The 10,921-nt window shown below is 69.4% G+C and carries 9 protein-coding genes and 2 pseudogenes; 5 read left to right on the top strand and 6 right to left on the bottom strand.

Going from position 1 to position 10,921, the window contains the following annotated elements; translation table 11 throughout:
- Window positions 1-339 precede the first annotated feature (339 nt).
- The gene (locus ACZ5VQ_RS36130) at window positions 340-1,587 is read left to right on the top strand and encodes an RNA-guided endonuclease InsQ/TnpB family protein (RefSeq protein WP_469108617.1); all 1,248 of its coding nucleotides are present in this window, start codon (window positions 340-342) and stop codon (window positions 1,585-1,587) included.
- 49 nt (window positions 1,588-1,636) lie between these two features.
- On the opposite strand, the gene ACZ5VQ_RS36125 is transcribed toward ACZ5VQ_RS36130, so the two are convergent.
- Window positions 1,637-2,050 (bottom strand): pyridoxamine 5'-phosphate oxidase family protein, encoded by a 414-nt coding sequence (locus ACZ5VQ_RS36125; RefSeq protein ID WP_469108616.1) that lies wholly within the window; start codon window positions 2,048-2,050, stop codon window positions 1,637-1,639.
- A 113-nt stretch (window positions 2,051-2,163) separates the two neighbouring features.
- Between ACZ5VQ_RS36125 and clpB the strand changes: the two genes are divergently transcribed.
- Entirely contained in the window at window positions 2,164-4,773 is a 2,610-nt protein-coding gene (gene clpB / locus ACZ5VQ_RS36120) for an ATP-dependent chaperone ClpB (RefSeq protein ID WP_469108630.1), read from the top strand.
- Window positions 4,774-4,890: 117 nt separating this feature from the next.
- On the opposite strand, the gene ACZ5VQ_RS36115 is transcribed toward clpB, so the two are convergent.
- Window positions 4,891-5,409: a DUF2617 family protein gene (locus ACZ5VQ_RS36115; protein WP_469108615.1), complete on the bottom strand. Its 519-nt coding sequence runs from the start codon at window positions 5,407-5,409 to the stop codon at window positions 4,891-4,893.
- Window positions 5,410-6,367: 958 nt separating this feature from the next.
- Between ACZ5VQ_RS36115 and ACZ5VQ_RS36110 the strand changes: the two genes are divergently transcribed.
- Complete coding sequence (locus tag ACZ5VQ_RS36110; protein WP_469108614.1) at window positions 6,368-7,585, top strand: pyridoxal phosphate-dependent aminotransferase; 1,218 nt, start codon at window positions 6,368-6,370, stop codon at window positions 7,583-7,585.
- Window positions 7,586-7,716: 131 nt separating this feature from the next.
- On the top strand, window positions 7,717-7,917 hold the full coding sequence (locus ACZ5VQ_RS36105; protein WP_469108613.1) for a hypothetical protein: 201 nt from the start codon (window positions 7,717-7,719) through the stop codon (window positions 7,915-7,917).
- Here the strand turns inward: ACZ5VQ_RS36105 and ACZ5VQ_RS36100 are convergent.
- The 4 genes and pseudogenes from ACZ5VQ_RS36100 to ACZ5VQ_RS36085 all read right to left on the bottom strand — a co-directional run.
- Window positions 7,833-8,366 carry a PIN-like domain-containing protein gene (locus ACZ5VQ_RS36100; RefSeq protein WP_469108612.1) on the bottom strand — a complete coding sequence of 178 codons (534 nt, stop codon included), beginning with the start codon at window positions 8,364-8,366 and terminating at the stop codon, window positions 7,833-7,835. The genes ACZ5VQ_RS36105 and ACZ5VQ_RS36100 overlap by 85 nt on opposite strands.
- Complete coding sequence (locus ACZ5VQ_RS36095; protein ID WP_469108611.1) at window positions 8,356-9,012, bottom strand: DUF433 domain-containing protein; 657 nt, start codon at window positions 9,010-9,012, stop codon at window positions 8,356-8,358. Before ACZ5VQ_RS36095 ends, ACZ5VQ_RS36100 begins: the two co-directional genes overlap by 11 nt.
- Before the next feature lie 85 nt (window positions 9,013-9,097).
- Window positions 9,098-9,931: a hypothetical protein gene (locus tag ACZ5VQ_RS36090; RefSeq protein ID WP_469108610.1), complete on the bottom strand. Its 834-nt coding sequence runs from the start codon at window positions 9,929-9,931 to the stop codon at window positions 9,098-9,100.
- Window positions 9,928-10,210 (bottom strand): annotated as a pseudogene (locus ACZ5VQ_RS36085) (Scr1 family TA system antitoxin-like transcriptional regulator); the annotation flags it as partial. The pseudogene ACZ5VQ_RS36085 and the gene ACZ5VQ_RS36090, both read right to left, overlap by 4 nt.
- A 150-nt stretch (window positions 10,211-10,360) precedes the next feature.
- On the opposite strand from ACZ5VQ_RS36085, the pseudogene ACZ5VQ_RS36080 reads away from it, so the two are divergent.
- Window positions 10,361-10,879, top strand: a pseudogene (locus ACZ5VQ_RS36080) (ATP-binding protein).
- Window positions 10,880-10,921: the final 42 nt, after the last annotated feature.

Here is a 10,921-nt window from a genome sequence, read left to right as displayed (position 1 = left end):
GCATTCCCCCCCCCCCCCCTCCTCCCTCCCGCCCCCCCCCCCCCCCCCCCCCCCCCCCCTCCCCCCCCCCCCCCCCCCCCCCCCCCCCCCCGCTGCAGTTTCCAGGTTATTTCAGCAGATCCTTGTGAGGAACCCCAGGTCTGCAGTCCCGCGGGAATGGCATTCCCGCGGCCGCCGAGCGAGGCGCGGCGGTGTCGCTGACGTCTGCTCGACAGTGGGGCGGCCGAGCGTCGTGTTAGCCGGAGCTGGTGGCGTACCGCAAATGGCGGGCTCACTCGATGGGGTGAGCAGTGGGGAACGCGCAGTGGAGGGTCGTACAGATGTGTACGTTCGGTGATTGTGAAGCTGGTAGTGCAGGTCAGGCTGTTGCCGACGTCTCCGCAGGCGGTGGCGCTCGAGGCGACCCTGCGTGCCTGCAACGAGGCCGCCAGCTGGGTGGGTGAGGTGGCCTTCGCGCGTGGCGAGTTCAAGAACTTCGCTCTGCGAAAGCACACCTACGAGCAGGTCAAGAGCCGGTGGAACCTGGGGGCGCAGGCCGCCCAGCACGTGATCAAGAAGACCTGCGACGCCTACACCACGCTGAGGGCCCACTTGAAGGCGGGACGTTTGGGCCGCCCCGGCTCGAAACGTTACCGGCGCGCCGCTGAGAAACCCGTTGCCTTCCGCTCCTCTGGTGCCCAGCCCTATGACGACCGGATGCTGTCCTGGCAGATCACCGACCGCACGGTGTCGATCTGGACCACCGGCGGGCGAATGAAGAACGTGGCCTTCACCGCCTCTCCCCAACAGCTGGCCACCCTGGCCCTGCACCGCAAGGGTGAGTCGGACCTGGTGGAGCGGGACGGCATGTGGTTCCTCTTCGCCACCTGCGAGGTTCCCGAGGCCGAGCTGAACTCGGAGCCGGTGGACTTCCTGGGCATCGATCTGGGCATCGTGAACATTGCCACCACCTCGGACGGCGAGATCATGGCCGGACGCGACCTCAACCGCATCCGGGTCCGCGAACGGAGCCTGCGTACCAAACTGCAGAAGAAGAACACCCCGTCAGCCAAGCGTCGGTTGAAGAAGCGGCGGCGCAGGGAGGCCCGGCGGGCGAAGGACATCAACCACAAGATCGCGAAGCGTGTGGTGGCCGAGGCGGAACGCACCGGTCGCGGAATCGCCCTGGAAGACCTCACGGGCATCCGCGAGCGGGTACGGCTGAGGAAGCCCCAACGGGCCACCATGAGCAGTTGGGGATTCGCCCAGCTGGGGCAGTTCATCGCGTACAAGGCCCGCAAGGCCGGGGTGCCGGTGGTGCACGTCGATCCGGCGTACACCTCGCGCACCTGCGCCGAGTGCGGGCACATCGACAAGGCGAACCGGGTCTCCCAGGTCTGGTTCGCGTGCCGGTCGTGCGGATTCGTTGATCACGCCGATCGGAACGGCTCCCGCAACATCCGCGCCAGAGCGTGGGAGTTGTGGCGACGCGGGGCCCCGTCAACGGCCCCGGTCCCACCCCGAAACCCAAGGGTGGGACTGGACGCAAACGGCACGTCACCGCCAGTGGCGACCGTTGTGCAAGCCCGGCACCTCAGTCCCGGGTAGTTGACCCCTTGTGGAAACCCGGAGCAAGCGGCCCCACATCTGTCCGGCGTCACCCGTGCCCCAGCGCCGACGTCAGAGCGATCTCGACGACCACCCGCGAAGGGTTGGGTGACGGGGTCCGGCCGTAGCGCTCGGCGTACCGCCGCTCCGCCTCCGCGACCCGCGCCGGATCCGTGGAAACCGTCGCGCGCCCCTCCAGCGTCGCCCACCGCCGCCCGTCCACCTGACAGACCGCGACCGGGATGCCGTCGGGCCCGCCGGCCAGCACGTTCCGCACCTTCGTGCTGGACTTGTTCGCGATCACCCGAGCGAGACCGGCCTCCGGATCGTATGTAACCCCGACGGGCACCACATGCGGGGTGCCGTCGGGACGGAGGGTGGTCAGGGTGCACAGGTGACGTTCCCGCCAGAAACCGAGGTACGAGTCGTCGGGATCGTGCGGGTTCACGGGGTACGAGGCCATGGACCGGAACTTAGCCGCTGACCCTCGCCCGCATCTTCTTGAGTGGAATAGACTCAACTTTGTGTACGTTGGTTGGGTCAGCCAACCTGGAGCACGAGGAGGAGAACGGACACGTGGACGCCGAGCTGACCAACAGGAGCCGGGACGCGATCAACGCGGCCAGCAACCGGGCCGTGACCGGGGGGCACGCCGATCTCACCCCCGCGCATCTGCTCCTCGCGCTCCTTGAGGGGCAGGAGAACGAGAACATCACCGACCTGCTGGCCGCCGTCGAGGCCGACCAGGCGGGCGTACGGACCGGCGCGGAGCGCGTGCTGAGCGCGTTGCCCAGCGTGACGGGCTCCACCGTCGCCCCGCCGCAGCCCAACCGCGAGCTGCTCGCCGTCATCGCCGACGCCTCCGAGCGTGCCAAGGAACTGGGCGACGAGTACCTCTCCACCGAGCACCTGCTCATCGGGATCGCGGCGAAGGGCGGCCGGAGCGGGGACGTACTCTCCCAGCACGGGGCCAGTGCGAAAAAGCTGCTTGAGGCCTTTCAGAAGAGCAGGGGAGGGCGCCGGGTGACCACTCCGGATCCCGAGGGCCAGTACAAGGCACTCGAAAAGTTCGGTACGGACTTCACCGCGGCCGCGCGTGAGGGCAAGCTCGACCCCGTCATCGGCCGTGACCAGGAGATCCGCCGGGTCGTCCAGGTGCTGTCCCGGCGCACCAAGAACAACCCCGTCCTCATCGGCGAGCCCGGCGTCGGCAAGACCGCCGTCGTCGAGGGGCTCGCCCAGCGGATCGTGAAGGGTGACGTCCCGGAGTCGCTCAAGAACAAGCGGCTCGTCTCGCTCGACCTGGGCGCGATGGTGGCCGGTGCCAAGTACCGCGGTGAGTTCGAGGAGCGCCTGAAGACGGTCCTGGCCGAGATCAAGGACTCCGACGGGCAGATCATCACGTTCATCGACGAGCTGCACACCGTCGTGGGCGCGGGCGCCGGCGGCGACTCCTCCATGGACGCCGGCAACATGCTGAAGCCGATGCTCGCCCGCGGTGAGCTGCGCATGGTCGGTGCGACGACCCTGGACGAGTACCGCGAGCGGATCGAGAAGGACCCCGCCCTAGAACGCCGCTTCCAGCAGGTGCTGGTCGCCGAGCCGACCGTCGAGGACACCATCGCGATCCTGCGCGGACTCAAGGGACGGTACGAGGCCCACCACAAGGTCGTGATCGCGGACAGCGCGCTCGTCGCCGCCGCCACGCTCTCCGACCGGTACATCACCTCCCGCTTCCTGCCCGACAAGGCCATCGACCTCGTCGACGAGTCCGCGTCCCGGCTGCGGATGGAGATCGACTCGTCCCCCGTCGAGATCGACGAACTCCAGCGGGCCGTCGACCGGCTCCGTATGGAGGAGCTCGCGCTCGACAAGGAGACCGACCCCGCCTCCAAGCAGCGCCTGGAGAAGCTGCGCCGCGACCTCGCCGACAAGGAGGAGGAGCTGCGCGGCCTCACCGCCCGCTGGGAGAAGGAGAAGCAGTCCCTCAACCGCGTCGGTGAACTGAAGGAGAAGCTCGACGAACTGCGCGGCCAGGCCGAACGGGCCCAGCGCGACGGCGACTTCGACACCGCCTCCAAGCTGCTGTACGGCGAGATCCCCACCCTGGAAAGGGACTTGGAGGAAGCCTCCGAGGCCGAGGAGGAGGCCGCCAAGGGCACGATGGTGAAGGAGGAGGTCGGCCCGGACGACATCGCGGACGTGGTCGGCGCCTGGACCGGCATCCCCGCCGGACGCCTTCTGGAGGGCGAGACCCAGAAACTCCTGCGCATGGAAGAGGAGTTGGGCCGCAGGCTGATCGGCCAGACCGAGGCCGTACAGGCCGTCTCGGACGCCGTACGCCGCACGCGCGCGGGCATCGCCGACCCGGACCGCCCGACCGGCTCGTTCCTCTTCCTCGGCCCCACCGGCGTCGGCAAGACCGAACTCGCCAAGGCCCTCGCGGACTTCCTCTTCGACGACGAGCGGGCCATGATCCGCATCGACATGTCGGAGTACGGCGAGAAGCACAGCGTGGCCCGGCTGGTCGGCGCGCCGCCCGGCTACATCGGCTACGAGGAGGGCGGCCAGCTGACCGAGGCGGTCCGCCGCCGTCCGTACAGCGTCGTGCTCCTCGACGAGGTGGAGAAGGCGCACCCGGAGGTCTTCGACATCCTGCTCCAGGTGCTTGACGACGGCCGCCTGACGGACGGCCAGGGGCGGACGGTCGACTTCCGAAACACCATCCTGGTCCTCACCTCGAACCTCGGCAGCCAGTATCTGGTCGAGCCGCTGACGTCCGAGGAGGAGAAGAAACAGCAGGTCCTGGAGGTCGTACGGGCTTCCTTCAAGCCGGAGTTCCTCAACCGGCTCGACGACCTGGTGGTCTTCTCCGCGCTGAACAAGACGGAGCTGGAGCGGATCGCCAGGCTCCAGGTCGACCGGCTCGCGAAGCGGCTGGCCGAGCGGCGGCTGACCCTGGAGGTCACCGACGCGGCGCTGGCCTGGCTCGCCGACGAGGGCAACGACCCGGCGTACGGGGCGCGGCCACTGCGGCGGCTCGTCCAGACCGCCATCGGTGACCGGCTCGCCAAGGAGATCCTCTCCGGCGAGGTCAACGACGGCGACACGGTTCGCGTCGACGCGTTCGGGGAGGGCCTGATCGTCGGCCCCACGACGCCGGCGGCCTCCGGCAAGGAGCTGTAGGTAGGCAGGGGTTCACCTGCGGGTCGGTGGGTTCCCCTGGGCTTTCAGGGGCGCGGGGACTGCGCGAGCAACCCCGACCGACCCGCACCCGCACAACGAGCCCCACCAACCCCACCCTCAAGCCGGCGCAGCAACCCGCGCCCCAACCCGCGTACGGGTGGCCACCAGTTGGCCGTCCTGCGGATAGGCATGCCAGGTACGCCAGTGCACCTGGCCCTCGTGCCGCTGGGCGAGCATCGCCGTGAAGGCGTGCGGGCTGCCGGGGAAGACCCCCGCCAGACCGTTCGGATGGTCGGCCACCAGCGCGAGCAACTCCTGCGCGCGCCCCGCGAACGAGCCGCGCGACAACGTCTCCACCCGCGCGGCGAACTCGTACTCCCAGTCGCCCACCCGCTTGGCGACGCCGAGCGGCAACGGCGTGCTGCTGCCCGGAATACAGGCGACCGTCTCCGAACAACAGCCCCGCTCCTCCTCCAATAGCACCTGGTGGGACGCCCCGAGCAGTCTCAACTGAAGCTTCGAACCCGAGAGTTCGAGATCGAGTGTGGCGAGCGCGGGCAGCGGTTCGCGACCGAGGGCCCAGGCGAGATCGGCCGCACGCGTGTCGGTGTAGGCGGTGTTGAGGGTCGTGAGCATGGGTCGGCTCCGCTGCACGCAAAAGGGTGGGGTCGGTGTCTGTGAAGGGTGACGGTGAGTCGGTCCGTCGCACCCCGGTCGGCGCCGGGCGGGGATTGGGCCCGGGCGGCCAGGTCAGAAGGATGTTCCGGGGTCTGCGTCGGCGATTACGAGGGAATCATGAACGGCGCGTCCGCCACAGCGTTTTTACCCAACTTCGTAGGGTTTCCATCCCCCCGAGGGCTCCTCAGCTCAACTGTTCAAGCAGGAAGTGCGCCATTGGCTCACACGTGCGCCTTCACGCCCCCCGCTCTCTCAACGCCCCTCAACGCCCCTCAACGTTCCTCAACGCTCCTCGACACCCGCCCGGCTCACCTCGCACGGCGAGCGCCCGCCCCGGGAGACGAATCCCGACACATGGCGAAGCGCCCGCCGGGAGACGACTCCCGACGGACGCTCGTGGTGCCGGACGGCCCGGACGCGGTTCCCCGTCCGGAGCTCAGCTGCCCCGTGTCAGCTGCCTCCGCCGCATCCGCCCCCACCGCCCCCGCCCCCGCAGGACGACCCGCCTCCGCAGGACGAGCCGCTGCTGCAGGAAGAACCCCCCGTCGAACAGCCGCCGCCCCCGCCCGAACCCGAACCCGAGCCGCCGGCCCACCAGCTGTGCCTGTTCCGGCGCGAACGCCTCGCGCCGCTGCGCCTCGCCCCGGACACGACCGCCAAGACGGCCACCGCGATGAATGCCACCAGGATGATGCCTCCGATCATGGCGCCACCCTCCTTCCGTTCCCCCGAAGCGGCCCCCCGTGGGCTCTGCTTCTCGCCGGTGCTTTTGTCTTTGTTTCTGCCTGTTCCTCTTGCTGCTCTGCTTGCTGCTCTGCTTGCTGCTTTCCCGCGTGTGCTTCTTGTGTGAAAGGGGGATGCCCCCGCGCTTCACGGACCAAAGCAGAGTTGAGCAACTCCAGAGGTTGAGCGCAGGATGGCGGTCATGACCTCCAGTGCACGCCGCCCGCTCCTCAACCGCCGCCTCGCAGAGTTCGGTACGACGATCTTCGCCGAGATGTCGGCCCTGGCCCTGAGTACCGGCTCGATCAACCTCGGTCAGGGCTTCCCCGACACCGACGGCCCCGAGGAGATCCGCGAGGCGGCGGTGCGGGCGCTGCGCGACGGCCGCGGCAACCAGTACCCGCCGGGCCCGGGCGTGCCCGAGCTGCGCACCGCGATCACCGCCCACCAGGAGCGCCGCTACGGCCTCACGTTCGACCCGGACACCGAGGTCCTGGTCACGGCGGGCGCCACGGAGGCCATCGCCGCGGCCCTGCTGGCCCTCCTCGAACCGGGCGACGAGGTGATCGCCCTGGAGCCGTACTACGACTCGTACGCCGCCTGCATCGCGATGGCGGGCGGTACGCGCGTACCGGTCACCCTGCGCCCGCACGAGGACACCCACGACGGGGTCGTGCACCGGCGCTTCCGGCTGGACCTGGACGAGCTGCGCGACGCGGTCACGGACAACACCCGGCTGCTGCTGATCAACACCCCGCACAACCCGACCGGCACGGTCCTCACCCGCGAGGAGCTCACCGCGATCGCCGAGCTGGCCGTCGAGCGGGACCTGCTGGTCGTCACCGACGAGGTGTACGAGCACCTGGTCTTCGACGAGGCCGAGCACATCCCGCTCGCGACGCTGCCCGGGATGCGCGGACGCACGGTCACGATCGGGAGCGCCGGCAAGAGTTTCTCGTTCACCGGCTGGAAGGTCGGCTGGGTGACGGCCGCGCCCGACCTGGTGGCGGCGGTGCGCTCGGCCAAGCAGTTCCTGACGTACGTGGCCTCGGGGCCCTTCCAGTACGCGGTCGCCGAGGCGCTGGCGCTGCCCGACACGTACTTCGAGGCGTTCGGCGCGGACATGCGGGCCAAGCGGGACCTGCTCGGCGCGGGGCTCGCGGAGGCGGGCTTCAGGGTGTTCAGGCCGGCCGGCACGTACTTCATCACCACCGACATCCGGCCGCTCGGCGAGAGCGACGGGTTCGCGTTCTGCCGTGCGCTGCCCGAGCGCGCGGGCGTGGTCGCCATCCCGAACGCCGTCTTCTACGACCACCGCGAGGCCGGGGCGCCCTTCGTCCGCTTCGCCTTCTGCAAGCAGACGTCGGTCCTGGAGGAGGCGGTGAAGCGCCTCAAGACGCTCGCGGGGTGAGCCCGGTGGGCGGGGGCCGCCCTGTGGGCGCTTGCCGCGATGTACCTGCCCGCAGCACACCGGGCGGGTCAGAGCGACGGGTACGGGGATGTACCCGTACCCGCGAGATCGAACGAAAGGGAGCCCTCGTCATGTCGGACGCCAACATCCGCATCCCCGCCGACGCCCGCGACCGGCTTGCCGAGGCTCTGCTCACCCCGGCCGAGCGGGCGGAGAAGGCGCGGGTGATACGGCGGGAGTGGAACGGCTACGACCCGAACGATGCCGAGCAGGCCGAACTGGATGCCGAACTGGACCGTCGTATGGCCGAAGCGGGTGCCGTGCGACCGTGATGTGCATGTGTTCCTCTGCGAGAGCGCGGTGGTCGCGGGAACTCCAGAGGTGCTGCACGGGTGGGAGCTGAGCCTTCGCCTTCGACGCGGAGGGCTGGGTGGGCTTCGGTCTTCGTCCCAGGCGGCGGCAAGCCGGTCCGGACCGTCCGCTTGTCAGGGCCAGGTGAGCTCAACACGGTCGTGCCGTACGGCTGGTTGTCCAGGTAGAAAAGCACTGCCTCGCGCTCCAGGACGGGCCGGATCTCCAGGTCCCGGGTCTTGATCCGCCCGTCCTTCGACAGCGGGACCCAGGATCGGTCGAGACCGTGAGTGATCCACTCCTCGTCGGGAACATCCTGCCCGTCGTCCGGGAAGACGTCCCCGATGCGGTGAACCGTCCATCCGGAGCTTCTCAGCCCCTCGGCGACACGACGACCGAGATTCCGGTCGAGGAAGAACTCAGGCGGCAAGGTGCACCACTGCTCGGCAGAGCGCGTCCACCTGCTCAGGCGTCATGTCGTAGTCGTACGCGATGTCCTCGATGGTCTCCCCGGCCTCCCACAGGTCGGTGATGGCCCGGACCGTGACGCGGTTGGCGGCCACCACGGGGAGACCGTGGCCGAACCTCGGATCGATCACGACGGGGACGGAGTCCGGGTACTGCCTCAGTCGCAGGCTGGAGGGGAAGTCGTCGCCCGGTTCCCAGGTGAGGTAGCGGAGATAGTCGGAGACCACTTCCTGGATGGGGACCTGGCCGTCGCGGGCTCTGCGGAGATCCCCCCAACCGTGCTCGATGAAGATGTCCACGCCGTCCGTGGCGATCCGCTTGGACACGAGGCCATAGGGGGTGTCGAACGCGTCCCGTACGGCGGCGGCCGCCTCCCTGATCTCGCTCATGCGGAGCCCCAGGGAACGCAGAGATCGAAGGACGTGTGCCTCGGCCACCGCGATGAACGGCACCGAAGGCTGCCCCTTGCGCACCGGCTCCACCTGGTGAACCAGTGGTGCTCCGGCCGCCTTGCCCTTCAGCCACGAGGTGAGAGTCGACTGCGGGATCTCAAGGTAGGAGGCCGTTTCCGTAGGTGTCAGAAGCCCGTCCTGGAACCTGTCGACCATGCCCCACCTCCTCTTGGCACCGAGTTTCGCATCGTCGCACATCAAGACTCCCACCTGCGGGTGGATCACACACCAAGCCACGGGCTCAACCGGCCGCACGGAGACGGTCCCCCGACCTGCAGTCCCGGCAACGGCCGGGTTCCGCCGAGCGGAACCCCCGGTCGCAGCCGTCGCAGTTCCGCATGGGCGCGATCGACGGACGTACTGCGGGTTCTGCGCCTCTGGCCGGTGCGGGCAGGGGAGTCTCCTTGAGCCAGTAGGCGAGGATGCCGGCCGGGCGGATCAGGAGGCCGACCGGGAGCCCTGAGGTGAGGTGGTCCGTGACCTGTGCGGGCAGGAGGCCGGCCGCGAGCCATTGGGAGACGGCCGGTGCGAGTCGTACGGCTTCACGCGCGGACAGGACAAGACGGGGGTCGACCCTGCGCAGAGCGGCGAGTACGGCGATGGCCTGCGGGTCTGCTTCGGCGAGCGGGACGGGTGTCCCCGCCTCGGCCTGTACGGGCGCGGCCATCCCTTCCTCCACGGCCGCGGACTTGGGTGTCACTGTCGCGGCGGCGGGCTGCTTCCGGTGGCGGCGGGGCCTGGGCGGCTCGGGAGACCCGTCCGGGTCCGGATTCAGGTCTGGATCGCCGCCGGGGACGTCGTAGAAGTACGTCCGGGTTCGGACCTGCCCGGTGGGCGTTCGCTCGCGGCGGCGCTCCAGGTATCCCGCCTCTTCGAGTTCCCTGAGCGCTCGCGAGATGAGGATCTCGCCCTCGCTGAAGTGTTCGCACAGGGCGGCGATGGTCACGGGGGCGCCGGTGGGCAGGGAGAGGATGTACACCGCGCCGCCGACCGTGACCGCGCTGCCGCGTCGTTGTGCGAGGGCGTTGGCGATGACGGTGAAGTCGGCCGTGAGGCGGGTGCGTACGTGGACCACAGCTCGGGACGATCGGGCGTACCAAGACGCTCCTGTCGTCCCATGCGGAAGGCGACCCGCTCCTCCAACTGCTCCTCGCTGCCGAGCGTTCGACCGACACTCAGCACCGCCCGCGCGTAGTCCTCCGTCTGCAACAAGCCGGGCACCACATGAGCCGCGTACTCGCCGATGGCCACCGCCCGCCCCGAGGGCCGCGTCCAGCGCACGCGTCAGTTCCAGCGTCGGCTTCGCTCCGGACGCTCGCTCGATCTGCGTGATCCACGTGCTCACCACGTGTGTCCAGCGTCACTTCCGTTCCTTACGGGCTGAAAAGTAAGGCCGTGTCACCCGTTGAGCGTAGGGCGATCGAACGACTCTTGAGCACGGAACGTGATGACTCATGTACGTCGCGGGATGTTGCCCAGCTCGAAAGACAAGGACGGACAAGCCGTGCTGACAGGAACGACCACCCCGGGAGACGAGCCACGGCGGAGCGCCGCGCCCCATGCCGCGCAAACCGTCGAGCTCGCCGACACGACACGCGAACTCCCCTCATTCGCCGAGCAGTTCGTCTCCTCGCCGAGAGGTGCGCGGCTCGCACGGCGGCTCGCCGCCCGTCGTATGGAGGAGTGGGGCCACACGCCCGCGTCGGACCCGTCGTGCACGGTCGCCCTCGTTGCCAGCGAACTCGCCGCGAACGCCGTGCAGCACGGCCGGGCCCCCGGGCGTGACTTCGGCCTCCGGCTCGTCCTCGACGCGGCTGCGGGCCTGGTGCGTATCGAGGTCGCGGACGCCGCTTCCGCGGTGCGGCCGCCCACGGCCCCGCCCTCGTCGTACCCCGAGGGCGAGTCGGGCCGAGGGCTGCTCCTGGTGGACGTCCTGGCCGTGCGCTAGGGGTCCGAGCCTCGTCGACTCGTGGGAAAGACGGTATGGGCGGAGGTGCCCATCGAGGCATCAACTGTCGTTTAGTGCTCCGACCGGGAGGGTTCGCCGGCTTGGCGGTCGGAGCGG

The sequence above is a fragment of the Streptomyces sp. NPDC033178 genome, assembly GCF_055577685.1.
The sequence above is the reverse complement of the archived record's forward strand: the minus strand, read 5'-3'. Positions and strand labels throughout refer to the sequence as shown.